At 64.1% G+C, this 25328-nt stretch carries 22 protein-coding genes; 7 read left to right on the forward strand and 15 right to left on the reverse strand.

The window, feature by feature from the left end; translation table 11 throughout:
* Positions 1–100 precede the first annotated feature (100 nt).
* The 5 genes from PMI20_RS24725 to PMI20_RS24745 form a co-directional block, all read right to left on the reverse strand.
* Positions 101–1915: an ABC transporter ATP-binding protein gene (locus PMI20_RS24725; RefSeq protein WP_007932225.1), complete on the reverse strand. Its 1815-nt coding sequence runs from the start codon at positions 1913–1915 to the stop codon at positions 101–103.
* The gene (locus tag PMI20_RS24730; protein ID WP_177323814.1) at positions 1908–2510 is read right to left on the reverse strand and encodes a DsbA family protein; all 603 of its coding nucleotides are present in this window, start codon (positions 2508–2510) and stop codon (positions 1908–1910) included. Before PMI20_RS24730 ends, PMI20_RS24725 begins: the two co-directional genes overlap by 8 nt.
* A 36-nt stretch (positions 2511–2546) precedes the next feature.
* Entirely contained in the window at positions 2547–3488 is a 942-nt protein-coding gene (gene trhO, locus PMI20_RS24735; RefSeq protein WP_007932227.1) for an oxygen-dependent tRNA uridine(34) hydroxylase TrhO, read from the reverse strand.
* A 102-nt stretch (positions 3489–3590) separates the two neighbouring features.
* A complete protein-coding gene (locus PMI20_RS24740; protein ID WP_007932228.1) occupies positions 3591–3890 on the reverse strand; it encodes a BolA family protein in 300 nt (99 codons plus the stop codon).
* Positions 3891–3902: 12 nt separating this feature from the next.
* Positions 3903–4418, reverse strand: coding sequence for a DUF2059 domain-containing protein (locus tag PMI20_RS24745; protein ID WP_007932229.1), 516 nt, complete (start codon positions 4416–4418; stop codon positions 3903–3905).
* Between the two features lie 192 nt (positions 4419–4610).
* Between PMI20_RS24745 and PMI20_RS24750 the strand changes: the two genes are divergently transcribed.
* Positions 4611–6005: a class II fumarate hydratase gene (locus PMI20_RS24750; protein ID WP_007932231.1), complete on the forward strand. Its 1395-nt coding sequence runs from the start codon at positions 4611–4613 to the stop codon at positions 6003–6005.
* A gap of 87 nt (positions 6006–6092) precedes the next feature.
* On the opposite strand, the gene PMI20_RS24755 is transcribed toward PMI20_RS24750, so the two are convergent.
* The 3 genes from PMI20_RS24755 to pap form a co-directional block, all read right to left on the reverse strand.
* Complete coding sequence (locus tag PMI20_RS24755; protein WP_007932233.1) at positions 6093–7058, reverse strand: DMT family transporter; 966 nt, start codon at positions 7056–7058, stop codon at positions 6093–6095.
* Positions 7059–7257: 199 nt separating this feature from the next.
* Positions 7258–8442: a thiolase family protein gene (locus tag PMI20_RS24760; RefSeq protein WP_007932234.1), complete on the reverse strand. Its 1185-nt coding sequence runs from the start codon at positions 8440–8442 to the stop codon at positions 7258–7260.
* Between the two features lie 143 nt (positions 8443–8585).
* Entirely contained in the window at positions 8586–10106 is a 1521-nt protein-coding gene (gene pap, locus PMI20_RS24765) for a polyphosphate:AMP phosphotransferase (protein WP_007932235.1), read from the reverse strand.
* A 153-nt stretch (positions 10107–10259) separates the two neighbouring features.
* On the opposite strand from pap, the gene mnmC reads away from it, so the two are divergent.
* The 5 genes from mnmC (at position 10260) to PMI20_RS24790 (ending at position 17626) form a co-directional block, all read left to right on the forward strand.
* On the forward strand, positions 10260–12242 hold the full coding sequence (gene mnmC, locus PMI20_RS24770) for a bifunctional tRNA (5-methylaminomethyl-2-thiouridine)(34)-methyltransferase MnmC2/FAD-dependent 5-carboxymethylaminomethyl-2-thiouridine(34) oxidoreductase MnmC1 (RefSeq protein ID WP_037036166.1): 1983 nt from the start codon (positions 10260–10262) through the stop codon (positions 12240–12242).
* A gap of 250 nt (positions 12243–12492) precedes the next feature.
* Positions 12493–14265 carry an N-acetylglutaminylglutamine amidotransferase gene (locus PMI20_RS24775; protein WP_037036148.1) on the forward strand — a complete coding sequence of 591 codons (1773 nt, stop codon included), beginning with the start codon at positions 12493–12495 and terminating at the stop codon, positions 14263–14265.
* 2 nt (positions 14266–14267) lie between these two features.
* Complete coding sequence (ngg, locus tag PMI20_RS24780; protein ID WP_007932242.1) at positions 14268–16013, forward strand: N-acetylglutaminylglutamine synthetase; 1746 nt, start codon at positions 14268–14270, stop codon at positions 16011–16013.
* A 99-nt stretch (positions 16014–16112) separates the two neighbouring features.
* The gene (locus PMI20_RS24785) at positions 16113–17297 is read left to right on the forward strand and encodes an osmoprotectant NAGGN system M42 family peptidase (protein ID WP_007932243.1); all 1185 of its coding nucleotides are present in this window, start codon (positions 16113–16115) and stop codon (positions 17295–17297) included.
* A 101-nt stretch (positions 17298–17398) separates the two neighbouring features.
* Positions 17399–17626, forward strand: coding sequence for a YheU family protein (locus PMI20_RS24790; RefSeq protein WP_007932245.1), 228 nt, complete (start codon positions 17399–17401; stop codon positions 17624–17626).
* A 50-nt stretch (positions 17627–17676) separates the two neighbouring features.
* On the opposite strand, the gene PMI20_RS24795 is transcribed toward PMI20_RS24790, so the two are convergent.
* Entirely contained in the window at positions 17677–18009 is a 333-nt protein-coding gene (locus PMI20_RS24795; RefSeq protein WP_007932246.1) for a YnfA family protein, read from the reverse strand.
* A gap of 64 nt (positions 18010–18073) precedes the next feature.
* The gene (locus PMI20_RS24800; protein ID WP_007932248.1) at positions 18074–18889 is read right to left on the reverse strand and encodes an SDR family oxidoreductase; all 816 of its coding nucleotides are present in this window, start codon (positions 18887–18889) and stop codon (positions 18074–18076) included.
* A gap of 304 nt (positions 18890–19193) precedes the next feature.
* Between PMI20_RS24800 and PMI20_RS24805 the strand changes: the two genes are divergently transcribed.
* Positions 19194–19346, forward strand: a complete 153-nt coding sequence (locus tag PMI20_RS24805; protein WP_003226960.1) for a DUF3309 family protein — start codon at positions 19194–19196, stop codon at positions 19344–19346.
* A gap of 81 nt (positions 19347–19427) precedes the next feature.
* Here the strand turns inward: PMI20_RS24805 and PMI20_RS24810 are convergent, their stop codons facing one another.
* The 5 genes from PMI20_RS24810 to PMI20_RS24830 form a co-directional block, all read right to left on the reverse strand.
* Positions 19428–21521, reverse strand: coding sequence for an LTA synthase family protein (locus PMI20_RS24810; RefSeq protein WP_007932251.1), 2094 nt, complete (start codon positions 21519–21521; stop codon positions 19428–19430).
* Positions 21522–21843: 322 nt separating this feature from the next.
* Positions 21844–22035, reverse strand: a complete 192-nt coding sequence (locus PMI20_RS24815) for a PLDc N-terminal domain-containing protein (protein WP_007932252.1) — start codon at positions 22033–22035, stop codon at positions 21844–21846.
* Between the two features lie 96 nt (positions 22036–22131).
* Positions 22132–22662 (reverse strand): hypothetical protein, encoded by a 531-nt coding sequence (locus PMI20_RS24820; protein ID WP_007932253.1) that lies wholly within the window; start codon positions 22660–22662, stop codon positions 22132–22134.
* 114 nt (positions 22663–22776) lie between these two features.
* Positions 22777–23295 carry an ankyrin repeat domain-containing protein gene (locus PMI20_RS24825; protein ID WP_007932254.1) on the reverse strand — a complete coding sequence of 173 codons (519 nt, stop codon included), beginning with the start codon at positions 23293–23295 and terminating at the stop codon, positions 22777–22779.
* A gap of 97 nt (positions 23296–23392) precedes the next feature.
* On the reverse strand, positions 23393–25225 hold the full coding sequence (locus tag PMI20_RS24830) for a long-chain-acyl-CoA synthetase (RefSeq protein WP_007932255.1): 1833 nt from the start codon (positions 25223–25225) through the stop codon (positions 23393–23395).
* Between the last annotated feature and the right edge of the window lie 103 nt (positions 25226–25328).

Here is a 25328-nt window from a genome sequence, read left to right on the forward strand (position 1 = left end):
GTTCGAGCACGCTGCCAGTCAAGACACGACAGGGCCGCGCCCCAGGAGGGTCATTTCCACCAGAGAATTCAAGCACTAAGCACAGAAAACCAGATAAAACTCAAGGTCGCTGGACTTGCTGCAAGTGCCCGTAAAGCTTGGCGTAAAGGCCGCCGTCGGCAATTAGCTGCTGATGGTCGCCATCTTCGGCAATCTGCCCGCCATCGAACACCAGAACCCGATCCGCCTGTTTTACCGCGGACAGGCGGTGGGCAATGATCAGCGTGGTCCGGCCATGGAGGAAACGCGTCAGCGCCTGGTGCAGGTTGTACTCGGTGGCGGCGTCCAGCGCGGAAGTGGCTTCGTCGAGGATCACCACCTTGGGTTCGGCCAGGACCATCCGCGCGATGGCCAGGCGCTGGCGCTGGCCGCCAGACAGACGCACGCCAGAACGGCCGACCACACTGTCCAGGCCGTTGGCCAGGGCGCGGACCGTCGAGTCCAACTGGGCAATTTCCAACGCCCGCCAACAGGCCTCGTCGCTGCGCTCGCGGCCCATGGTCAGGTTGGCGCGGATGCTGTCGTTGAACAGCGCCGGATGCTGCAACACCACCGCCACATTTTCCCGCAGGGTTTCCAGGCCGATTTCCTGCTGGGTCTTGCCGCCAAAACGAATCACGCCCGCCTGCGGTGTGTAGAGCCCCAGCAACAGCTGAACCAGGGTACTTTTGCCGCCGCCGCTGGCGCCGACGATCGCCACCTTCTCCCCCGGCTCGATCGACAGGTTCATTTGGTCCAGCACCAGTTCGTCGCCGTAGCCGAAACTCAGGCCGCTGACTTCGATACCCACGGTCTCGCGCCCCTGGAACGGGTCGAAACCGCCGGCATACTGCGGCTCGTCGGCCCGCGACAGTAGCTCGTTGATGCGCGACAACGCGCCACCGGCGGCATAGTAGGCGTACTGCAGGTTCAGCAGTTGTTCCACCGGGCCGATCATGAACCACAGGTAGCTGAATACGGCCAGCATCTGGCCGATGGACAGATCGGAAAACAGCACGGTGAGCATGGCCGCCGCACGAAAGATATCGATCCCGAACTGGAACAGCAGCCCGCTGGCGCGATTGGAGGCGTCGCTCTTCCATTGCGAAGCCACCGCGTAGTCCCGCACATCCTGGGCACGCCGGCCGAGACGGCCGAGGAAAAAGCCCTGGCGGTTGCCCGCACGGACTTCCTGGATCGCATCCAGGGTTTCGGTCAGGGCCTGGGTGAAACGCGAGGTGCTGTCGTTCTCGAGCTTTTTCAGGTGCTTGACCCGCTTGCCCAACTGCACCGTGGCGTAGATCACCAGGGGATTGAACAACAGGATCAGCAGCGCCAGCTGCCAATGCATCCACATCAGGATGCCAGCAGTGCCCACCAGCGTGAGCATGGCCACCAGAAAACGGCTTAGGGTTTCGCCGACAAACTTGTCGAGGGTGTCGAGGTCGGTGACCAGGTGAGTCGTCACCGTACCGCTGCCCAGGCTTTCGTACTCGCCCAGGGAAATGCGTTTGAGGCGCTCGATCAGCCGCAGACGGATGCGATAGACAATGTCCTTGGCCAACCCGGCAAACAACCGCGCCTGCAGCACGTTGAACAGCAGCGCCGAGCAACGCAGCATCAGGGTGATCAGCAACATCAGGCCGATGTAGCCGGCGGCACTCTGCCAGCCCGCGGGCAAGGCGTGGTTCATCACCTTCAGCGCAGCATCGCCATGCCCCAGCAGTACTTCGTCCACCAACAGCGGCAACAGCAACGGGATAGGCACGCTGCACAGCGTCGCCAGGACGGCCACGCCATTGGCGATCCACAGGGATTTTTTATGCTGCAGTGCCAGCCGGCGGACTTGCGCCCAGCTCAGGCGATCGACGGGTTCCGGCGCTTGTGGATCACGCACAGGCGGCACGCTCCAGCCAGCGGCCGAGCAATGGAGCAAGCTCACTCAAGGGCTGGTAGCCATTGGTCAACAAGGCCAGCTGGCCATTGCGCTCGGCCAGCATCGTCGGGAAGCCGGCGATCCCCAGGTCCTGGACCCAGGTGAAATCGGCGGCGGTCGCGGCATGCTGCTCGGCGCGATCGAACGCCTCGGCGAACTCGATGCGCGGCACGCCCGCTTCCTCGGCCAGTTCCACCAGAACGCTGGCGCGAGTGACATCCCGGCCTTCGACGTAAAAAGCCCGCTGGATCAGGCGCAAGAGTTTCCAGGCGCAATCCGGCGCCAGGCTGCGCGCCGTGACGATGGCGCGGCACGCAGGCTCGGTGTCATAGACAAAACCGTCGGGCAAGGCACCCTCGAACTTGAACGGCTGGCCGGTGGCCTCGGTGACCGCCTGCCAGTGTTCGAGGATATAGCGGCGGGTGGTCGGCTCCAGTGCCGAGCCACTGCCGGTCCGCAGGCCGCCCACCACCAGATGCAACTCGACGCCCGCGGCCCGCGCCTGCTCGACCAGGGCCTCGGCCACTGGAGCGAAGCCCCAGCACCACGAACACATCGGGTCCATCACATAGAGCAGGCGGGCAGACATGGCTCAGGCCTCGGAAGAAGATTGCTTGTAGTTGTAACCGATCGGGTGCGGCATGTTGCGAGCCTTGGCCAGTTCAATCTGCTTCTGCCGGTCGATGGCGCTGCGGCGGGTTTTCTCGCTCAGCGTGTCCCAGCAGTGCGGACAACTGATACCCGGCACATAGTGCTCGCTGGCGCGATCCTCGACGCTTACCGGCGTGCGGCAGGCATGACATTGATCGTAGTCGCCTTCGCTGAGGTCGTGACGCACGGTCACCCGATTATCGAAGACGAAACAGTCGCCCTGCCATTTACTCTCTTGCTGCGGCACCTCTTCGAGGTACTTGAGGATACCGCCCTTGAGGTGGAAGACCTCGCCGAAGCCTTCGCTGAGCATGTAGCTCGAAGCTTTCTCGCAACGAATGCCGCCGGTGCAGAACATCGCGACTTTCTTGTGCTTGCTCGGGTCGAAGTTGGCTTTGATGTAGTCGGGGAATTCGCGAAAACTGGTGGTCTTCGGGTCGATGGCACCTTCGAAGGTGCCGATCGAAACCTCGTAGTCGTTGCGGGTGTCGATCAGCAGCACTTGCGGGTCGCTGATCAGCGCGTTCCAGTCCTGCGGTTCGACATAGGTGCCGACCTTCTTGTTCGGGTCGACGCCGGGTACGCCCAGGGTCACGATCTCTTTCTTGAGCTTGACCTTGGTGCGGTAGAACGGCTGCTCGTCGCAGTACGATTCCTTGTGATCGATGTCGACCATGCGCGGGTCGTTCTTGAGCCAGGCCAGCAGCCCGTCGATGCCTTCGCGGCTACCGGAAACGGTGCCATTGATACCTTCTTCGGCGATCAGCAGGGTGCCCTTGATGCCGTTGTCGAGCATCGCCTTGAGCAGCGGTTCGCGCAGGGCAACGTAATCTTCGAGGGTGACGAACTTATACAGTGCCGCCACGACAATCTGTTGTGTCATGGGTAATTCTCCAGGTGGCTACCCTCGCAAAGGGTGAACCGGATGCAAAAAAAAACGCGCCGACTGAGCGGCGCGTTGCGGATTCTAGCAAAAAACCTGTGGTTAATGCTTGCTGCCGCCAGCGCAGGTCGGCGAGGCCGGGGCCACGCCGATCTTCGCCCATTCCTCTGGCGTATAGGTATGCAGCGCCAACGCATGAAACTGGCCCATCAGCTCGCCCAGGGTCGCGTAGACCTTCTGGTGACGCTTGACGCTGTTGAGCCCGGCAAACTGCTCGCTGACCAGCACGGCCTTGAAATGGGTCTCCAGGCCGCGACTGTGCATGTGGCTTTCATCCAGCACCTGCAAATGCTCAGGCTGCAATGCGCCCAGTGCCGATTCGATACGTTGTTGCATGGTCATTCCTGGCTCCGCTTACTTCTTCTTCGCCGGTGCGGCCTTAGGCTCGAGTTCGGCGGTCATGTCGGCCAGCAGCTTGTTGACTACCGGTACCGCGCTTTCCAGCTTGGCCTGGGTCATCTGGGCCGATTGCTGGGTCAGCTGCGGCATTTTTTCCAGGACTTTCTTGCCCAGCGGCGACTGGTAGAACGCCACCAGGTCCTTGAGCTCGGATTCGCTGAAGTTGCTGGTGTAGAGCTTGACCATGTCCGGCTTCAGCTTGTTCCAGCCGATGGCCTGGTCCAGGGCGGCGTTGGCCTTGGCCTGGTAGGTTTCCAGCACGGCTTTTTTCGACTCTGGGGCTTTGGTCTGTTCAAAACGCTGGGCGAACATTTGCTGCACTTGCATGTACACCGGAGTGCCCAGCTTGTCAGCGTGCGCCAGGGTCAGGAAAGCTTCGGCACTGGCGTTGTGGCTGGCGGTATCGGCAAGCACCTGGCCGCTGGCGCAAACCAGAACAACCGCGGTACATATGGCACGAAGACGAGTCATCGAGTTTCCTTTTCTAGCAGGCGAGGTATAACCCCAAGGGCGACCATTCTGCGCCTAAAAAACTCTGTCGCTCAACCCCAAGCCTTGTGGTGCCTGCATTTGCTCGACCAAATGACACAAAAGGCGCTTTATGGAACCCAGGCTGTGGATCACGGCCTAAACTGCGCAATCAGACCTACAGGAGTGAGCACGATGAGTCGAATCGAAACCGACAGCCTTGGCCAGGTTGAAGTCCCGGACGACGCCTATTGGGGCGCCCAGACCCAGCGTTCGCTGATCAACTTCGCCATCGGCAACGAGCGCATGCCGCTGTCGGTCCTGCATGCCCTGGCGTTGATCAAGAAGGCCGCGGCCCGGGTCAACGACCGCAACGGCGATCTGCCGGCCGACATTGCCCGCCTGATCGAACAAGCCGCCGACGAGGTGCTGGACGGCCAGCATGACGACCAGTTCCCACTGGTGGTCTGGCAGACCGGCAGCGGCACCCAGAGCAACATGAACGTCAACGAGGTGATCGCCGGTCGCGCCAACGAACTGGCCGGCAACCCGCGCGGCGGCAAGACCCCGGTGCACCCCAACGACCATGTGAATCGCTCGCAAAGCTCCAACGACTGCTTCCCCACGGCAATGCACATCGCCGCGGCCCAGGCGGTGCAGCAGCATCTGTTGCCCTCGATCGCCGAGCTGTCCGGCGGCCTGGCCGAACTCGCGGCACGACACATGAAGCTGGTGAAAACCGGGCGCACCCACATGATGGATGCCACCCCCATCACTTTCGGCCAGGAGCTGTCGGCCTTCATCGCGCAACTGGACTACGCCGAGCGCGCCATTCGCGCGGCCCTGCCAGCGGTCTGCGAGCTGGCCCAGGGCGGTACCGCTGTCGGCACCGGGCTGAACTCGCCCCATGGTTTCGGCGAGGCGATCGCCGCCGAGCTGGCGGCCTTGTCCGGCCTGCCGTTTGTCACCGCGCCGAACAAGTTCGCCGCCCTCGCCGGCCACGAACCCCTGACCACCCTCTCCGGCGCGCTGAAGACCCTGGCGGTGTGCCTGATGAAAATCGCCAACGACCTGCGCCTGCTGGGCTCCGGGCCACGGGCCGGGCTGGCCGAGGTCAGGCTGCCGGCCAACGAACCGGGCAGCTCGATCATGCCGGGCAAGGTCAACCCGACCCAGTGCGAAGCCCTGTCGATGCTGGCCTGCCAGGTGATGGGCAACGACGTGGCCATCGGCTTCGCCGCCAGCCAGGGCCATCTGCAACTGAACGTGTTCAAGCCAGTGATCATCCACAACCTGCTGCAATCGGTGCGCTTGCTCGCCGACGGCTGCAGCAACTTCCAGCAGCACTGCATCGCCGGCCTGGAGCCCGACCCGGTGCAGATGGCCGACCACCTGGAACGCGGGCTGATGCTGGTCACCGCCCTCAACACCCATATCGGCTACGACAAGTCCGCCGAGATCGCCAAGAAAGCCTATGCCGAGAACCGCACCTTGCGTGAAGCGGCCCTGGAGCTGGGTTACCTGACGGACGAAGAGTTCGATGCCTGGGTGCGTCCGGAAAACATGCTGGAGGCTGGCAAGCAGGGCTGATGGAAGGCGGTGATTGAACAGACGCTATCGCGGGCAAGCCTCGCTCCTACAGGATAGGGGCTTGCCTGCGATCGACGAGAACGCGCCCTAGCTCTGCGGCACGTCCATACGCACCCGCCGCGCCTTGAGCCCGGCCATCAGCGACGGCCCCAGGGCCGTCAAGGCCGACCCCAGCACCACCAGCACCGCCCCGCCATACCCCAGGCCGTTGATCTGTTCGGCATGCACATATTCGGGCCACAACCAGGCCGCCATCGCCACTGCGGCGAAGGTCACCAAGGGCGTGATCGCCAGCGTGGCGCTGACCCGCGACGCTTCCCAATGGGCCAGCGCTTCGGCGAAGGCACCGTAGGCGATCAGGGTATTCAGGCAGCAGGCCAGCAACAGCCAGCCTTGCAGCGGGCTCAACTCAAGCGCTTCGAGAGGATGGGCCCACGGGGTGAGCAACAGCGCGCAGAACAGGTAGATCACCATCATCACCTGCAAGGAATTCCACACCGCCAGCAACTGCTTCTGGCCCAGGGCGTAGAAGGTCCAGACCGCCGAGGCGGCGAGCACCGTCAGCACACCGGCGGTGTAGGTGCTCAAGGACGTCAGCAGCTCGGTCAGGCGCTGATTGAAAAACAGCCCGAAGCCGATCAGCAGCACCGCCAGGCCAATCCCCTGCCCCAGGCTGAAACGCTCCTTGAACACAAACAGGCTGGCGATCAGCAGCAGGATCGGCCCCATCTGCACCACCAGTTGCGCGGTGCCGGGGCTCAGCAGGTTCAGCCCCATCAGGTACAGCACGTAGTTGCCCACCAGCCCGCAAACCGCCACCAGCACCAGCCAGCCGCCACGCGGCCCGAGTACCCGCCAACTGGGCAAACGCTTGACCGCCGCCAGGTAGACCAGCAGGAAACCACCGGACACCAACAGGCGAAACCAGGTCACGGTCACCGGGTCCATCACCAGCAACACTTGCTTGAGCTTGATCGGCAGGATGCCCCACAGCAGCGCCGTCAGCAGTGCGAGGAACAAGCCGTAGACCCAGCGACCGGACGAGATGTGCATGCGACCCCCAAAAGCCTGATGGAGAGAGCCCGCATTCTAGGCCCGGGGCCGTGACTTACACAGAGACAGTTGGAGGGGGAACGTAAACAGGATGGTGCAGGTCGCAAAAAGCATCGCGGGCAAGCCTCGCTCCTACAGAAGCACCACCATTCTGTAGGAGCGAGGCTTGCCCGCGATAGGTTCCACCCCGTCTGACGGCTTAACGCACCGCTTCGAACAACCCGGTCGCGCCCATGCCACCGCCGACGCACATGGTGACGATGCCGTAGCGCAGGTTGCGCCGTTGCAGTTCCCGCACCAGGTGGCCGACCTGGCGCGAACCGGTCATGCCGAACGGGTGGCCGATGGAAATCGAGCCGCCGTTGACGTTGTACCTGGCGTTGTCGATCTGCAGCCGGTTGCGGCTGTACAGGCATTGCGAGGCGAAGGCCTCGTTCAACTCCCAGAGGTCGATGTCGTCCACTTGCAGGCCCTTGGCCTTGAGCAGCCTGGGTACCGAGAACACCGGGCCGATGCCCATTTCGTCCGGCTCGCAGCCGGCCACGGTGAAGCCGCGGAAGAACGCCTTGGGCTTGAGCCCCAGCGCCAGGGCCCGCTCCAGGCTCATGACCAGGGTCATGGAGGCGCCATCGGACAATTGCGAGGAGTTGCCGGCGGTCACCGAGCCGTCTTCGGCGAACACCGGTTTCAAACCGGCCAGGCTTTCCAGGGTGGTGTCTGGGCGGTTGCAGTCGTCGCGATCGACCACACCGTCGAGAATCTGCACCTGGCCGCTGTTCTTGTCCTCGACCCGGTACTTCACCGCCATCGCCACGATCTCGTCGTCGAACAGTCCGGCCGCCTGGGCCGCCGCAGTGCGCTGCTGGCTTTGCAGGGCATACAGGTCCTGCTCCTCGCGGCTCACGTTATAACGCCGGGCGACCACCTCGGCGGTCTGGCCCATGGGGAAATAGATGCCCGGCACCTGCTCCTTGAGCAGCGGGTTTATCAGGTTGTCGGTGTTGACGCTTTTCATCGTCAGGCTGATGGACTCGACCCCGCCGGCGACAATGACGTCACTGCAACCGGACGCGATCTGGTTGGCCGCGATGGCGATCGCCTGCAGGCCGGACGAACAGAAACGGTTGAGGGTCATGCCCGCGGTACCGGTGCCCAGGCGCGACAGCACCGCGACGTTGCGCCCGATGTTGTAGCCCTGGGCGCCTTCGTTGGAACCGGCGCCGACGATGCAGTCCTCGACGCTGGCCGGGTCGATACCGTTGCGGCTCAGCAGCGCATTGACGCAATGGGCGGCCATGTCATCCGGACGGGTCTGGTTGAACTTGCCGCGAAAGGACTTGGCCAGGCCGGTCCGCACGCTATCGACGATCACCACTTCACGCATGGCATACCTCATTGTTGTTGTCGGTTGTGAGTGGCTCGAGCATAGATCCAGCCCTTGCCCGGCCGCGACGATCATTCATCCGGCGTATGCAAAACCATCGCGGTGCTGGGTTTATCCAGTGACCCGCTCACAACCCGCGGCGGTTATTTCTTGTCCTTCTTGCCTTTCCTGTCCTTTTTCTCGGACTTGTCGAATGCCTCTTCCAGTGCGCGGTTGAGGGTGCGCAATACCTTGACCCGGGCCCAGCGCTTGTCGTTGGCCTCCACCAGGGTCCAGGCCGCGACCTCGGTGCTGGTGCGGTCGACCATGTCGCCGACGGCGGCGCGGTAGGCATCCCATTTGTCGCGGTTGCGCCAGTCGTCCTCGGTGATCTTGAAACGCTTGAACGGAATCTCTTCACGGGCCTGGAAACGCTCCAGCTGGGTCTGCTTGTCGATCGCCAGCCAGAACTTGACCACGATCACCCCGGCGTCCTCGAGCTGCTCCTCGAAGTCGTTGATCTCGCCATAGGCGCGCAACCAGTCCGCCGGGCTGCAAAAGCCCTCGACCCGCTCCACCAGCACCCGGCCGTACCAGGAACGGTCGAACACGGTGAACTTGCCCCGCGCCGGAATATGCCGCCAGAAGCGCCACAGATACGGCTGGGCCCGCTCGTCCTCGGTCGGCGCGGCAATCGGCACGATGCTGTACTGGCGCGGGTCCAGCGCCGCCGCTACCCGGCGAATCGCCCCGCCCTTGCCGGCCGCGTCATTGCCCTCGAAAACCGCCACCAACGCGTGCTTGCGCATGCGCTTGTCGCGCAGCAGGCCGGCCAGGCGCGCCTGCTCGGTAATCAGTTGCTCCTCGTAGTCGTCCTTGTCCAGTTGCTGGCTCATGTCCAGGCTGTCGAGCAGGGTCAACTTGTCGACGGCCTCGCCCAGCGGCGCCACATGGGACTCGACTTCGAGCGTCGGCCGGTTGAGCGCGCTCTGCAGGCCCTCGAGGAGAATCTTGCCCACCGCCAGGCTGCGGTAATGCGGGTCCACGCCTTCGATCACATGCCAGGGCGCGTAGTCGCGGCTGGTGCGGCGTAACACCCGCTCGCCGTATTTGACGAACTTGTCGTAGGTCTCCGACTGCTGCCAGTCCAGCGGGCTGATGCGCCAGCTGTGCAGCGGGTCGTCCTGCAAGGACTTGAGGCGGGCCTTCATCTGTTTCTTGGACAGGTGGAACCAGAACTTGAAGATCAGCGCGCCTTCGTCGCAGAGCATCTTTTCCAGGCGCTCGGCGCCGGCGATGGCCTGGTCGAAACGGCCGTCCTTGAACAGTTCGTGCACCCGTCCCTGCAACATCTGGCTGTACCAGTTGCCGAAAAACACCCCCATGCGGCCCTTGGCCGGGAGCATCCGCCAGTAGCGCCAGGCCGGTGGCCTCGCCAGTTCTTCGTCGGTCTGCTGGTCGAAGGTACGGACCTCGATCAGGCGTGGGTCCATCCACTCGTTGAGCAGCTTCACCGTCTCGCCCTTGCCGGCGCCTTCGATGCCGTTGATCAGCACGATCACCGGAAAACGGGCTTTCTGCTTCAGCTCGAACTGGGCCTCCAGCAGGGCTTCGCGCAGGGCCGGGACTTCGGCGTCAAAAGTTTTTTTGTCGATGGCGTGACCGATTTCGGCAGATTCGAACATGAGCGACTCCCTGGCAAGATGGAGCAAGACTAGCGGATCGACCTAGGTTTTGTCGGCCCCGAACATGCTGCTTATTGCCATGGATCATTACCCGGTGTGTCGATCGGCTAGAATGGCCGCCTTGCCGCTACCGAGCCGAACATGAGCGCCGAATTGTCCCCTCCTCAGCCCCACGCCCAGCTCGACTGGGACGACCAGGGCCGCCCGCGTTCGCGGGTCTTCGACGATGTGTATTTCTCCACCGAGTCGGGCCTGGACGAAACCCGCCATGTGTTTCTCGAACAGAACCGCCTGCGCGAGCGTTTTGCCGCGTTGCCGCCCAGTGGCCGCTTCGTCATCGGCGAAACCGGCTTCGGCACCGGCCTGAACTTTCTCTGCGCCTGGCAGTTGTTCGAACAACAGGCTGACCCCAGCGCACGCCTGCATTTCGTCAGCGTGGAAAAGTACCCGCTGACGCCAGCCGACCTGCAGCGCGCCCTGGCCCTGTGGCCGGAACTGGGGCCGCTGGCCGAGCGCCTGTTGCGCGCCTATGTCGCGGTGCACCAAGGCTTTCAGCGCCTGGTACTGGACGAAGGCCGGGTCACCCTGACCCTGCTGGTCGGCGATGCCCTGGAGCAATTGCCGCAACTCGACGGGCAGGTCGATGCCTGGTTCCTCGACGGCTTCGCCCCGGCGAAAAACCCCGAGATGTGGACCGCCGAGCTGTTCGCCGAACTGGCGCGCCTGGCCGCGCCGGGTTCGAGCATCAGTACCTTCACCAGCACCGGCTGGGTGCGCCGCCTGCTGAATGCCGCGGGCTTCAAGATGAAGCGCACCCCGGGCATTGGCCACAAGTGGGAAGTGCTGCGCGGCGAGTTTCTCGGCTGGCCCGAAGACACGCCGCTGCCTGCCGCCAGCAAGCCCTGGTTCGCTCGCCCCACGCAACAAATCCAGGACAAACACGCCCTGGTGATCGGCGCCGGCCTGGCCGGTTGCGCCAGCGCCGCCAGCCTCGCCGCGCGGGGCTGGCGGGTCAGCCTGCTGGAGCGCCACGGGCAACTGGCCCAGGAGGCCTCGGGCAATCCCCAGGGCGTGCTGTACCTGAAACTCTCGGCCCACGGCACCGCCCTGTCGCAGATGATCCTCAGCGGTTTCGGCTACACCCGGCGCCTGCTCGAACAGTTGCAACGGGGCGTCGACTGGGACAGCTGCGGCGTGCTGCAACTGGCCTTCAACGCCAAGGAAGCCGAGCGCCAGGCGCAGTTGGCGGCAGCCTTCCCGGCGGACCTGTTGCATCAGCTGGACCAGCCCCAGGCCCAGGCCCTGGCCGGCGTCGGCCTGGCCCACGGTGGGCTGTTCTACCCAGAAGGTGGCTGGGTGCATCCGCCGGCCCTGTGCCAGTGGCAAGCCGCGCACCCGCGGATTCGCCAGCTGCCCCACCACGATGTAGTGGAACTGCGCCGGGGCGATGGCCAGTGGCAGGCCTGGGACGGCGAGCGGCTGCTGGCCAGTGCCGAGGTGGTGATCCTCGCCGGCGCCGCCGAGATCAAGCGCTTTCCCGCCAGCGCCGAGCTGCCGCTCAAACGCATCCGCGGGCAGATCACCCGCCTGCTGCAGACCGCGCGCAGCCAGAGCCTGGCCACCGTGGTGTGCGCCGAAGGTTATGTCGCCCCCGCGCGACTGGGCGAACACACCCTGGGTGCCAGTTTCGATTTCAAGAGCGAAGACCTGACACCCACCGCCGCCGAGCATGCGGGCAACCTGCTGATGCTCGAAGAGATCTCCCAGGACCTGGTGGAACGCCTGGAAGCCGATCGGCTGCAAGCGCAAACCCTCGAAGGACGGGCCGCCTTCCGTTGCACCAGCCCGGACTATCTGCCGATCGTCGGTCCCCTGGCGGACCAGGCGGCATTCGCCGAGGTCTACGCGGTGCTGGGCAAGGACGCGCGCCAGGTTCCGGACCTGCCCTGCCCCTGGCTGGACGGCCTGTATATCAACAGCGGCCACGGCTCGCGCGGCTTGATCACCGCGCCGCTGTCGGGCGAGTTGCTGGCCGCCTGGCTGGACAACGAACCGCTGCCCCTGCCGCGCAGCGTGGCCGAAGCCTGTCACCCCAATCGCTTTGCCTTGCGTCGGTTGATTCGCGGCAAGCCATGAAATAAAGCAGCGATGCCAGCCGCCCTGGCATCGCTTGGCCATCTCCCGCAAACGCCCACGGGCCCTGCCCGCACGGCAAAACTCCAGGCAGATCAAGGCCTTTGCCCCAGCCCGCAACGCACTTGCGCCCCGCCGCTTATAACCCATCGGTCTAAAACTCCAGGGGATCACCTGGGTCAGTTTCCGGGTACCTGCCATTTCTGGCCGGTCGCGATTCACCCCTCCCCAACGGAAAAACCGGTAAGGACTTATGTGCGGATTAGCTGGAGAACTACGTTTTGATCATCAACCCGCCGACCTGGCAGCGGTTGAACGAATTACCCACCACCTCGCCCCTCGCGGCCCCGACGCCTGGGGTTTCCATAGCCAGGGCCCGATAGCCCTGGGCCATCGGCGCCTGAAAATCATGGACCTGTCGGACGGCTCGGCCCAGCCGATGATCGACAACCAACTGGGCCTGTCCCTGGCCTTCAACGGCGCGATCTACAACTTCCCAGAACTGCGCGCCGAGCTGGAAAGCCTGGGCTACGCCTTTTATTCCGGCGGCGACACCGAGGTGCTGCTCAAGGGCTATCACGCCTGGGGCGCCGAGCTGCTGCCGCGGCTCAACGGCATGTTCGCCTTCGCCATCTGGGAGCGGGACGCCAAGCGCCTGTTCATCGCCCGCGACCGCCTGGGCGTCAAGCCGCTGTACCTGTCACGCACCGGCCAGCGCCTGCGTTTCGCCTCGGCCTTGCCGGCGCTGCTCAAGGGCGGCGACATCAACCCGCTGCTCGACCCGGTGGCGCTCAACCATTACCTGAACTTCCATGCCGTAGTGCCGGCGCCGCGCACCCTGCTGGCGGGCATCGAGAAACTGCCGCCGGCCACCTGGATGCGCATCGAAGCCGACGGCCGCACCGAGCAGCGAACCTGGTGGACCCTGCCCTACGGCCCGCGCGCCGATGAAACCGGGCTGACCCTGGAAGACTGGCGCGACCGCGTACTCGACAGCACCCGCGAAGCCGTGGCGATCCGCCAACGGGCGGCAGTGGATGTCGGCGTGCTGCTGTCCGGCGGCGTCGATTCGAGCCTGCTGGTCGGCCTGCTGCGGGAAGTCGGGGTGGATAACCTGTCGACCTTCTCCATCGGCTTCCAGGATGCCGGCGGCGAACGCGGCGACGAGTTCCAGTATTCGGACCTGATCGCCCAACACTACGGCACCGATCACCATCAGCTACGCATCGACGAGCGCGAGATCATCGAACAGTTGCCGGCGGCGTTCCACGCCATGAGCGAACCCATGGTCAGCCACGACTGCATCGCCTTCTACCTGCTGTCCCGGGAAGTCGCCAGGCACTGCAAGGTGGTGCAGAGCGGCCAGGGCGCCGACGAACTGTTCGCCGGTTACCACTGGTACCCGCAGGTGGAGGGCGCCAGCGATCCCTACGCGGCCTACCGCGAGGCGTTCTTCGACCGCAGCTACGACGACTACGCGGCCACCGTACAACCGCAGTGGCTGACCGCCAACGACGCCGCCGGCGATTTCGTCCGCGAGCATTTCGCCCAGCCCGGCGCTGCCGCGCCTGTGGATAAAGCCCTGCGCCTGGACAGCACGGTGATGCTGGTCGACGACCCAGTCAAGCGTGTGGATAACATGACCATGGCCTGGGGCTTGGAGGCGCGCACGCCGTTCCTCGACTACCGGCTGGTGGAGCTGTCAGCGCGGGTGCCGGCCCGGTTCAAACTGCCCGATGGCGGCAAGCAGGTGCTCAAGGAAGCCGCGCGGCTGGTGATCCCCAGCGCGGTGATCGACCGCAAGAAAGGCTACTTCCCGGTGCCCGGCCTCAAGCACCTGCAGGGCGCCACCCTGGACTGGGTACGTGAACTGCTGCTCGACCCGAGCCAGGACCGCGGCCTGTTCAACCCGGCGATGCTCGACCGCCTGCTGACCGATCCACAAGGCCAGCTGACGCCGTTGCACGGCTCCAAGCTGTGGCAACTGGCGGCGCTGAACCTGTGGCTCAGCGAACAAGGAATCTGACCATGAAACCCCATGCCACGGCTTACAGCCAACGCTTGCTGCGCGGTCAGGCGCCCTCCTACGAGCGTCTGCAGGCGCGTTTCGCCGAAGATCGCAGCGCCCTCGGCACCGACCCGATTGCCGTGCATTGCGGCTGGGGCCGGCTGCTGATCGGCCATACCTTTCCCGACCCGACGAGCCTGGCCGAGGAGCTGCTCAACGAACACCCCGGCGAACGCGACATCGCCCTGTATGTCGCCGCACCCCAGCAGATCCTCGGCCTGGAACCGACCCAGTTGTTCCTCGACCCGTCGGACACCCTGCGCCTGTGGTTCAGCGACTACCGCCAGGCCACCCGGGTGTTTCGCGGCTTCCGCATCCGTCGGGCGCAGAGCGCGGCGGACTGGCAGGCCATCAACCAGCTGTACCTGGCCCGCAACATGCTGCCGGTCGACCCGAGCCTGCTGACCCCGCGCCATGCCGGCGGGCCGGTGTACTGGCTGGCCGAAGACGAAGACAGCGGCGCGGTGATCGGCAGCGTCATGGGCCTGGACCACCAGAAGGCCTTCCACGATCCGGAGCACGGCAGCAGCCTGTGGTGCCTGGCGGTGGACCCGCATTGCACCCGCCCGGGGGTCGGCGAAGTGCTGGTCCGGCACCTGATCGAACACTTCATGAGCCGTGGCCTGAGCTACCTCGACCTGTCGGTGCTGCACGACAATCGCCAGGCCAAGTGCCTGTACGCCAAGCTGGGTTTCCGCACGCTGTCGACCTTCGCCATCAAGCGCAAGAACGGCATCAACCAGCCGCTGTTCCTCGGCCCCGGGCCCGAGGCGCAGTTCAACCCTTACGCGCGGATCATCGTCGAGGAAGCCCATCGCCGCGGCATCGACGTGCAGGTCGACGACGCCGAAGCCGGGATGTTCACCCTCAGCCATGGCGGCCGCCGGGTGCGTTGCCGTGAATCCCTCAGCGACCTGACCAGCGCCATCAGCATGAGCCTGTGCCAGGACAAGAGCCTGACTCACAAAGTACTGAAACAGGCCGGGCTGAACCTGCCTGCGCAACAACTCGCGGGCAACGCCGACGACAACCTGGCGTTTCTCGACGAGCATGAACGGGTGGTGGTCAAGCCACTCGACGGGGAACAAGGCCAAGGTGTGGCCGTGGATCTGCGCACCATCGAAGAAGTGCAACAGGCAATCGACAACGCCCGGCGGTTCGACAGCCGGGTGTTGCTCGAGAGCTTCCACGAGGGCCTGGACCTGCGCATCCTGGTGATCGGCTTCGAGGTGGTTGCCGCCGCCATTCGCCGGCCGGCCGAGGTGATCGGCGACGGCCAGCACTCCATCAGGCAGCTGATCGAAGCGCAAAGCCGACGCCGCCAGGCCGCCACCGGCGGCGAAAGCAAGATCCCCCTGGACCACGAAACCCAGCGCACCCTGCAGGCCGCCGGGCACGGCTACGACAGCATCCTGGCGGCCGGCGAACGGCTGTTCGTGCGGCGCACCGCCAACCTGCATACCGGCGGCACCCTGGAAGATGTCACCGCGACTCTGCATCCGGAACTGGTGGACGCAGCGATCCGCGCGGCGCGGGCGCTGGATATCCCGATGGTCGGCCTCGACCTGATGGTGCCGGCGGCGGACCAGCCGCAGTACGTGTTCATCGAGGCCAACGAGCGCGCCGGCCTGGCCAACCATGAACCGCAGCCGACGGCCGAGCGCTTTGTCGACCTGTTGTTTCCCCACAGCCAGCCGGCGGTCTGAAAGCCTTGTGCTGACCGTCGCGGCCTCATCGCGGGCAAGTCTCGCTCCTACAGGGATCGCCGCCTTGCTCGCGATGCCTTTTCATCATCAGGAGTTTCCATGACCCGATCGATTCCCGAACCGGACCTCAACTACCTGCAGAAAGTCCTCCTGGAAATGCTCGCCATTCCCAGCCCCACCGGCTTCACCGACACCATCGTGCGTTACGTGGCCGAGCGCCTGGAAGAACTGGGTATTCCCTTCGAGCTAACCCGCCGCGGGACCATTCGCGCCACCCTCAAGGGCCAGAAGAACAGCCCGGACCGCGCCGTCTCGGCGCACCTGGACACCATCGGCGCCAGCGTGCGCGCGGTGAAAGACAACGGCCGCCTGACCCTGGCCCCGGTCGGTTGCTGGTCCAGCCGTTTCGCCGAGGGCAGCCGGGTCAGCCTGTTCACCGACAACGGCGTAGTGCGTGGCAGCGTGTTGCCGCTGATGGCCTCCGGGCACGCCTTTAACACCGCGGTGGACGAAATGCCCATCAGTTGGGACCACATCGAATTGCGCCTGGACGCCTACTGCACCACCCGCGCCGACTGCGAGTCGCTGGGCATCGGCGTCGGCGATTTCGTCGCGTTCGATCCCTTGCCGGAGTTCACCGAAAGCGGCCATATCAGCGCCCGCCACCTCGACGACAAGGCTGGGGTCGCGGCGCTGCTGGCCGCGCTCAAGGCCATCGTCGACAGCGGCGAGCCGCTGATGATCGACTGCCATCCGCTGTTCACCATCACCGAAGAAACCGGCAGCGGCGCGGCGGCGGCCCTGCCCTGGGACGTCAGCGAATTCGTCGGCATCGACATCGCCCCGGTCGCCCCCGGCCAGCACTCCAGCGAGCACGCGGTGAGCGTGGCCATGCAGGACTCCGGCGGGCCTTACGACTATCACCTGTCGCGCCACTTGCTGCGCCTGGCCACGGAACACGAATTGCCGGTACGCCGCGACCTGTTCCGCTACTACTTCAGCGATGCCCATTCGGCGGTCACCGCCGGCCACGATATCCGTACCGCCCTGCTGGCCTTCGGTTGCGACGCCACCCACGGCTACGAGCGCACCCATATCGACAGCCTGGCGGCCCTCAGCCGCCTGCTGGGCGCCTACATCCTCAGCCCGCCGGTGTTCGCCAGCGACGCACAGCCGGCCCAGGGCTCCCTGGACCGTTTCAGCCATCAGCTGGAACACGACACACAGATGGAAAGCGACACCCGGGTGCCGTCGGTGGACAGCCTGGTGGGGCAAAAGTCCTGAGGTGAAAAGCCCTGAAGGGAAAAGCCCGGCCCCGCGCGAGGTTTGCCTAGCCGCGCGGGGCCCGGCGCAGTAGGATCCGGGATTGTTTGCCGGAGGCCCGTATGCTGATTCCCCATGACCAACTAGAAGTCGACACCCTGACCCGCCTGATCGAAGACTTCGTCACCCGCGACGGCACCGACAATGGCGACGACACCCCGCTGGAAACCCGCGTCCTGCGCGTGCGCCAGGCGCTGACCAAGGGCCAGGCGGTGATCGTCTTCGACCCGGACAGCGAGCAGTGCCAGTTGATGCTCAAGCACGACGTGCCCAAGGAATTGTTCGACTGATTCCCGCCCGGGACCGGGCGCCATCGCGGCGCCCGCAACCCGGCAAGTTCCTAACCGTTGGTAAAGCGCGGCCCGAACAGAATGATGCTCGCGCCGATCACGCACAGCGCCACCCCCAGCCAGTCCGAACTCAGCGGCCGCACCCGCTCCACCATACCCAGCCAGCCGATCGAGGCGATGATGTAGATCCCGCCGTACGCCGCATAGGCGCGGCCGGCGTAGCTCGCTTCGATCTTGGTCAGCAACAGGGCGAAGAGCATCAGGCTCGCCAGCGCCGGGACCATCCACCAGGCGCTTTTGCCCTGGCGCAGCCACATCCAGAAGGCGTAGCAGCCGGCGATCTCGAACAGCGCGGCGAGGAAGAACCACAGGTAATTGAGCATGCAAGGTCTCGTCAGGGATGCCAGATGCTGGCAACCCTAACGACGCGTCGGGGCAGGAGCAAGCTCAGCTGGCGTTTTGCTTGGCCTTGGCGCGCATCTTGTCGGCCATGAGGGTCATTTCGTCGTACAGCAACTGCGGGTTCTTCTGCTTCAGGGCCCAGGCCATGCGTCCCTGTTCGTGGGGCAGGATCATGAATTCGCCGGCGGCGACCCGGGTGTAGATGTAATCGGCGATGTCCGCCGCGCTGATCGGCGAGCTTTCCAGCAGCTTGCCGACCTGGGCCTTCATCGCCGGGGTCGGGCCACGGAACGAATCCAGCAGGTTGGTCTGGAAGAACGACGGGCATACCACGTGCACGCCGATTTCCTGCTGGGCCAGTTCGATCAACAGGCTTTCGGACAGGGCCACCACGCCGGCCTTGGCCACGTTGTAGTTGCTCATCGCCGGGCCCTGCATCAAGGCCGCCATCGAGGCGATATTGATGATCCGGCCCTTGCTCTTTTCCAGCAGCGGCAGGAACGCCTTGCAGCCCTTGACCACGCCCATCAGGTTGATCGCGATCTGCCAGTCCCAGTCCTCCAGGGACAATTCGCTGAAGAAGCCGCCGGAGGCCACACCGGCGTTATTGACGATCACATCGATGCCGCCGAGCTTGACTTCACAGGCCTGGGCGAAGGCGGTCAACTGGCTGTAGTCACGCACGTCGCAACGTTGCACGAAGCCATCGCCGCCGGCTTCGCGTACCAGCCTGAGGGTTTCCTGCAGGCCGGGTTCGCTGACATCCGACAACGCCAACTGCCAGCCTTCGCGCGCCCAGCGCAGAGCGATTTCGCGACCCAGGCCGGATCCGGCGCCAGTGATCATCATGCGATTTTGCATAGGAGTTGCCTTGTTGTTCCGGGGAAGATGAGGCGAGTGTAGCGAAGGATTTTGTGCCGCCCACGCACCATCAGATTGCTGAATGCCCCAGGCAAACCGGGGCCTCGGTGCGACTTCCCGCGGTGTTGCACGTTCAACTCGATGGCCACCGACAGCAGGTACGAAAAGAAATAGGCCTGCGTGCAAAAAGCATTAAAAAAACTTGGAATCATCCTTCAAGGCACAGAGTCCGAATGATTAAGCGGTACGGATTAATTGCCTTCGAGTCCAGCCGCGCCTTCGATCCTCCAATAAGGAAAACGACATGGGCACAATCCTGATCATTATTCTAATTCTTCTGCTGATCGGTGGTCTTCCAGTGTTCCCGCACTCCAGAAGCTGGGGTTATGGCCCGTCCGGCATCATCGGTGTGGTGCTGGTGGTGTTGCTGGTTCTCCTGTTACTGGGCCGGATATAGGTTTCGCCAGTTCATGTCCGGCACTTTAATAACCGTCAAAAAAAAGAGGCCCGAGGGCCTCTTTTTCATTAGCGCAATGAATCAGTCCGGCGTGCCGTGCACCACGCCTGCGGTGTTATCCAACAGGCTCTTGGTAGCGGTTTGCAGGAAAGCTTCCAGCTTGTGCTTCAACTCGGCGGTACGCGGTGCGTCCGGCACCACTTCGGCATGCGGATTGGCGCCCAGTTCGTACTGGTAGATCTTCGGCGCCATTTCCTTCTCGCGCGGCAGTACCAGGATCTGGTCGGCGGTGACGATAGCCGTGGTCTGCTCGCTGCCCGACGGCTTGATCACGCCAAAGCCGGTGTCGCCTTCCGGCAGGTTGAGCAGGTCGCGGCCCCAGCACTGGTGACGCACTTCGCCACCGAGGCGGCCCATGATGGTCGGCACGATATCGACCTGGGTGCCCACGGTGTGGTTGCGCTGGCCGAATTTTTCCTGGATGCCCGGAGCGATCATCAGCATCGGCACGTTGAAGCGGCCCAGGTCCATTTCGGTGATCTGGCGCTCGTTACCGAAACCATGGTCACCCACGATCACGAACAGCGTCTCCTTGAAGTACGGCTCCTTGCGCGCCTTCTCGAAGAACTGGCCAAGGGCCCAGTCGGAATAGCGCATGGCGGTCAGGTGTTCGTTCAGGCTGCCACGGTCGGTCACCTTCTCCACCGGCAATGGCGTCGGCAAGGCGTACGGGGTGTGGTTGGACAGGGTCTGCAGCAGGGCATAGAACGGCTTGCCGTTTTCCCGCGCCTTCAACTCTTCCAGGCCACGGTTGAACATGTCCTGGTCGGATACGCCCCAGGTCGGATCGGAGAACACCGGATCGACGAAGTCGTTGCGACCGACGAAGTTGGTCATGCCCTGGTTGCTGAAGAAGCCCGACTGGTTGTCCCAGGCGAAATCGCCGTTGTAGACATACACGTCGTCATACTTGCGGGCGCTCAGCACCTGCGGCAGGCCGGACAGCTTGTGGCTGCCTTCCGGGGTCTGCATCAGGTATTCGAAACCCGGCAGGTTGGGGAAGCAGGCCATGGTGGCGAACATGCCCTGGTGGGTATGGGTGCCGTTGGAGAAGAAGCGGTCGAACAGCAGGCCTTCCTTGGACAGTTGGTCCAGGTACGGGGTGATATTGCCTGGAGCGCCCAGGGCACCCACCGAGTGACCAGCCATGCTTTCCATCAGGATCACGACCACGTTCTTGATCGGCAGGGTCTTGGCGGCCGGTGGCGTGTAGTCGCGGCGCACGGCGGCGATATCGGCGTCCACCAGCTTGTCGTCCGGCATCACCAGCAGGTCGCGCACCACTTGCTGCGCCTCGGGCTGCGGCAGGGTGGCTTTCCAGATATTGCTGCGGTCCTCGCCCATCCGGCTCTTGGCCGCCTCGACCAGCGACAGCGTGCCGTTGAGGCCCAGCTGGTTGGCGAAGTTCGATTCGGTGGTGTAGACGTCACCCCAGCGCAGTGGCGGGCCCTGGCGCAGGGTGCCGCGGGCGGCGACCACGCAGACCAGCAGGCAGACCACGAATACGCCGATACGGGCGTACCACGGGGCGACCTGCCGGGTGCCGATGCTGCCGCCGCTGAACGGGCCACGCGGCCGGGTCGCGCGGTCGGCGCCCTTGAACGCCAGGCTCAGCAGCCAGGTGCCGACCGCCCAGGCCAGCAGGTAGCGCACCACCGGGAAGCCGTACCAGAGCATGCTCATCACGGTTTTCGGGTCTTCCTTCACATACTGGAAGACCAGGCCGTTGAGGCGCTGGTGGAACTCGCGGTAGAAATCCATCTCCATCAGGCCGAGGAACAGCGCGATGCTCGAAACGATGGTCAGCCAGAAGCGGAAGAAACCGCGAGCCGCCATGGCCCGGGCACTGAACAGCGCCAGCAGCAGCGGGATGCTGAGGTAGACCACCAGGCGCACATCGAAGCGCAGGCCGTTGGCGAAGGCTTCAAGGAAGGTCGAGGCCGGTGTGTCGAGGATCATCTCGCGGTTGTAGACCAGCAGCGCCACGCGCAGCAAAGACAGCATGACCATCATGGCCAGCGCGCAGAGCAGCGTATAAGCCAGATGCGATTTGACGGTCGGTTGCAGCAGGCGACTCGAGGCTCGCTGCTGACTCAGGACGTCCGGGTTTGCCATATCGTTTTAGGACCCAATGGAAGTTGAAGTTGCGAAAAGAATGCAGCTGCGCTTTGCCCTCTTGTAGCCATTCAAGGCTGGGGGGATGGCGCGGTGCGCAAATGTTGCACGATCAGCAGCGGCATTGCCATTGATTACTGGCAGGCGTCCTCCCCTGGCCGGCAATGGCCCAGAGCCAGGGATCGCAATCGGAGATCGCACGGGAGCAGCGGAAAAACAGCGCTGGCGAATTGTCATGGAGACTTTGTGAAAATTTCGTGCAGCGCATATTTGGTCACATAAAAAAGGGCCTGGCGGCCCCTTTTGAACCCCACGCCAGCCTTCAGAGCCGTACGTTGCCGCGCGGCCCGGCAATCGCCCAGATGATCAGGCCCAGCACCGGCAACAGGATGATCAGCAACACCCAGAGGATTTTCATCCCGGTTTCGGCACTGCTTTTAAGCACATTGATGATCGCCCAGATGTCCAGCGCGAGGATGATCAGTCCAACCAGCGTATTGAAAGTGGAACCCATGGTGTCGCTCCTAAATGAGGGCTTGCCCACTTAGGATAGCCGGCTAGCAGCGGGGTTCCTTTTTATTGCCTGCGCGGTCGGCCTGTGGCCCGCAGCTCAGACGTGAACCGCGACCTTGAGCGCTTCCAGGGACGGCGCGGCGGCAATGCCGGCTTCGGCGCACAGCTGCAGCACCCGCGGCACGTCGTTGCCGTAGACCAGCACCACTTGCAGCTCGTCGTCCAGCAACTGGCTGAAGTTCATCAGCACGTAACCGCCGTTTTCCGGGTTCATGCTGCCCATCTGGATCTGGATACGGTTGAGCGCGGTCAGGGCCTCGGTCTTGGCCAGTTGCTTGGGCTTGATATTGAACGCCACGCCCGGGCCGAAAGACGCGACGATCTGCGCGAACAGGTCCATGTAGGTGTCGGCCTGGAACAGCACGGTGTCCGGCAGGCTGCCGACCACCACCCATTCGCCCAGCGGGATCGGGAAGCTGTCGTCGTAGTTGATGTCCGGATTGGCGGCCAGGAAGGCCTGGGGATCGGCGTAGGCCTGGGCGGCCTCGTCGGCGATCCGCAGGATTTCTTCTTCGCCCATGCAGCCGGAGCTGATTTTAGTGATGAGTTCGGCGAGGACGTTTTTCATGGGCGAATCCTGTTACGGGTCAATGGCGGGCGCGCAGGATAGCCTAAACCCGGCCCGCGAACCTACCGCCGCGCCCCAGGCATGGCCCAGGCCCGACGGTATGCGCCGTTCAGCTCAGCCCAGCAACTTCTGCAATTGCGCGGTGGTGTCGACGGCGCCCATGGTCTTCGCCGCGTCCAGTGCGCTCACGCCGTTGGCGTCGGTGGCTCGTGGGTTGGCGCCCTTGCCGATGAGGTAGTCGACGATTTCCGTACGATTGAACATCGCCGCCATCATCAGCGCGGTACGCCCGTCGAAGGACGAGCCTTCCACCTCGGCACCGCCCTCCACCAACGCCTTGACCACCGCCAGGTCGCCCTTGAAGGCTGCGCCGGCGATCGGGCTCTGGCCGTTGTCGTTACGGATCTCGGGGTCGGCCTTGTGCTTGAGCAGCACCTGTACCGCGCCCACATGCCCGTAGTAGCTGGCCAGCATCAGCAGGGTGTCGCCCTTGTGATTGCGCAGGTTGACCGGCAGACCGCTGCTCGCCAGCTTGTCGAGCATCTGGGCGTCGCCTTGACGTGCGACGTTGAAGACCTGCTCGGTGAACTCGGCGGCTTCTTCTGCGGTCATCTGGCGGCTTTTGTCTGACATCGGGAACTCCACTTTCGGCCAATCGGAAAGCCGCTAGTGTCCCCAAGCGGCTCCCGCCCTGTCATCCCTTTTTTCTCAAGAGCGGCCATAGCCAGAATCAATAACGGTGCCGACCGGCACAAATATCCGCCAGGACCGCCTCCGTCACCCGGACATAGGTCGCCGAACCCGGCAACCAGGCGTACACCGGGTCGCCGCCGGTTTTCGACGGGTCGAAGGCTTCTTCCTTGAGCCGGGTCTTCTGGTACTTGAAGGTGCCGGTGGTCTCCATCTTCACCTTGACCCGCAGGAACAGCGGCACCGCGTAGCCCGGCAGATGCTCGCGGGCGAACTGCAACAGCTCGGTGAAATCCAGGGTCGCCAGGGATTCGGCCGGGGTGATCGCCGCCATCCCGGCACGGCCGTTGGTGTTGTGCACCTCCACGCCATAGGCCACCGCCTCGGCGACCTGCGGATGTTGCAGGAGGATGTTCTCCACCTCGGTGGTGGAGACGTTTTCGCCCTTCCAGCGATAGGTATCGCCCAGGCGATCGATGAACTGCGCATGGCCAAAACCGATATCGCGCAGCAGGTCGCCGGTATTGAAGTAACGGTCGCCCTTCTCGAACACGTCGGTGAGGATCACCTTCAGGTTCTTTTCCGGCTCGGTATAGCCGTCCAGCGGTGCCTTGTCGTCGATCTTCGCCAGCAGCAGGCCTTGCCCACCCTTGGCGACCTTCTGCATGAAGCCGGAACCGTTGCGGATCGGCGCGCAGGTGTCGTGGGCATACTCCACCAGCGCCCAGGGCGCCAGGGAAAAACCCACGGTATTGTCGAAGTTGAGCACGTTGGTAAAGCCGATATTGCCGTCGCTGGCGGCATACAGCTCACAGATATGCTCGATGCCGAAACGCTGCTTGAACGGCCCCCACACGCCGGGGCGCAGGCCGTTGCCGACCATCTTCACCACGCTGTTGTCACGGTCGTGCTCGCAGGCAGGCTGGTCAACCAGGTAACGGCACAGCTCGCCCACATAACCAATGGTGGTGGCCTTGAACCGGCGGACGTCTTCCCAGAAACGGCTGGCGCTGAACTTGCGGCGAATGGCGAAGCCCGAAGCGCCGCTGATGGCCGAGCCCCAGCACACGCACAACCCGGTGGCGTGATACAGCGGCAAGGTGCAGTACAGGATATCGGCCGGCTGCATGTCGAGGGCGATCATGCCGAAGCTGGCCGAGCTGCGCATCCAGCGACCGTGCTTGAAAATACCGGCCTTGGGCAGCCCGGTGGTGCCGGAGGTGTAGATATAGAAGCACGGATCGTCGAGGTAGATCCGCGCGGTACTTGGTGGGTTGGACGATTCGCTGGCGGCACTGGCGGTCATCAGGTCGATGCAACCGGCAGGCGTTGGCCCGGGCGCCACATCCGGATCGGCGACGAACCAGGTGCGCGCCTCGTCGATGGCGACCTGATCGCGAATCGCCGAATAGGCATCCAGCAGTTCGCCGCCGACGATCATCGCTACCGGCTTCACCAGGTTCACGCTGTGCACCAGCACACTGCCGGTCTGCGCGGTATTGAGCATGGCGCAGATGCCGCCGAGCTTGGCCACCGCCAGCACGCTCACCAGCAACTCGGGACGGTTCTCGACGAAGATCGCCACCACGTCGCCCTTGCCGATGCCCTGGCTCGCCAGGTAATGGGCGATCCGGTTGGCCCACTGGTTGGCCTGTGCATAACTCAACACCCGGTCGCCGTACAGCAGCGCCGGGCCGTCGGGGTTGCGTTGGGTGGCCTGCTCGAAGGTCCAGCCCAGCCCGCAGGGCTGATCGGCGCGCTTGACGTTGGCTATCTGCATGCCCTTGATGACCCGCGGCAACGCCCGGGCGATGGAGGGCAACTTCCGTAGCATCATGCCCCAGGTGATCATGTCGTGCTGATGAGTGCTCATGACGGCTCCTGTTCGACGCAAAAGGATCCTGCACGGGACCAGGCCGGGCAGGCGGACAAGGGTCGATGGGGCTATTCAGCTGGGGCCCGAGGGCGGGCCGCGA

This window comes from Pseudomonas sp. GM17 (genome assembly GCF_000282175.2).
Lineage (GTDB): Bacteria > Pseudomonadota > Gammaproteobacteria > Pseudomonadales > Pseudomonadaceae > Aquipseudomonas > Aquipseudomonas chlororaphis.

Excerpts from the sequence above, each read along its gene's own strand:
- PMI20_RS24730 (WP_177323814.1), bottom strand. The coding sequence starts at position 2,510 with ATGTGTTCGTGGTGCTGGGGCTTCGCTCCAGTGGCCGAGGCCCTGGTC.
- trhO (WP_007932227.1), bottom strand. The coding sequence starts at position 3,488 with ATGACACAACAGATTGTCGTGGCGGCACTGTATAAGTTCGTCACCCTC.
- PMI20_RS24740 (WP_007932228.1), bottom strand. The coding sequence starts at position 3,890 with ATGACCATGCAACAACGTATCGAATCGGCACTGGGCGCATTGCAGCCT.
- PMI20_RS24745 (WP_007932229.1), bottom strand. The coding sequence starts at position 4,418 with ATGACTCGTCTTCGTGCCATATGTACCGCGGTTGTTCTGGTTTGCGCC.
- PMI20_RS24750 (WP_007932231.1), top strand. The coding sequence starts at position 4,611 with ATGAGTCGAATCGAAACCGACAGCCTTGGCCAGGTTGAAGTCCCGGAC.
- PMI20_RS24755 (WP_007932233.1), bottom strand. The coding sequence starts at position 7,058 with ATGCACATCTCGTCCGGTCGCTGGGTCTACGGCTTGTTCCTCGCACTG.
- PMI20_RS24760 (WP_007932234.1), bottom strand. The coding sequence starts at position 8,442 with ATGCGTGAAGTGGTGATCGTCGATAGCGTGCGGACCGGCCTGGCCAAG.
- pap (WP_007932235.1), bottom strand. The coding sequence starts at position 10,106 with ATGTTCGAATCTGCCGAAATCGGTCACGCCATCGACAAAAAAACTTTT.
- PMI20_RS24775 (WP_037036148.1), top strand. The coding sequence starts at position 12,493 with ATGTGCGGATTAGCTGGAGAACTACGTTTTGATCATCAACCCGCCGAC.
- ngg (WP_007932242.1), top strand. The coding sequence starts at position 14,268 with ATGAAACCCCATGCCACGGCTTACAGCCAACGCTTGCTGCGCGGTCAG.
- PMI20_RS24785 (WP_007932243.1), top strand. The coding sequence starts at position 16,113 with ATGACCCGATCGATTCCCGAACCGGACCTCAACTACCTGCAGAAAGTC.
- PMI20_RS24790 (WP_007932245.1), top strand. The coding sequence starts at position 17,399 with ATGCTGATTCCCCATGACCAACTAGAAGTCGACACCCTGACCCGCCTG.
- PMI20_RS24795 (WP_007932246.1), bottom strand. The coding sequence starts at position 18,009 with ATGCTCAATTACCTGTGGTTCTTCCTCGCCGCGCTGTTCGAGATCGCC.
- PMI20_RS24800 (WP_007932248.1), bottom strand. The coding sequence starts at position 18,889 with ATGCAAAATCGCATGATGATCACTGGCGCCGGATCCGGCCTGGGTCGC.
- PMI20_RS24805 (WP_003226960.1), top strand. The coding sequence starts at position 19,194 with ATGGGCACAATCCTGATCATTATTCTAATTCTTCTGCTGATCGGTGGT.
- PMI20_RS24810 (WP_007932251.1), bottom strand. The coding sequence starts at position 21,521 with ATGGCAAACCCGGACGTCCTGAGTCAGCAGCGAGCCTCGAGTCGCCTG.
- PMI20_RS24815 (WP_007932252.1), bottom strand. The coding sequence starts at position 22,035 with ATGGGTTCCACTTTCAATACGCTGGTTGGACTGATCATCCTCGCGCTG.
- PMI20_RS24820 (WP_007932253.1), bottom strand. The coding sequence starts at position 22,662 with ATGAAAAACGTCCTCGCCGAACTCATCACTAAAATCAGCTCCGGCTGC.
- PMI20_RS24825 (WP_007932254.1), bottom strand. The coding sequence starts at position 23,295 with ATGTCAGACAAAAGCCGCCAGATGACCGCAGAAGAAGCCGCCGAGTTC.
- PMI20_RS24830 (WP_007932255.1), bottom strand. The coding sequence starts at position 25,225 with ATGAGCACTCATCAGCACGACATGATCACCTGGGGCATGATGCTACGG.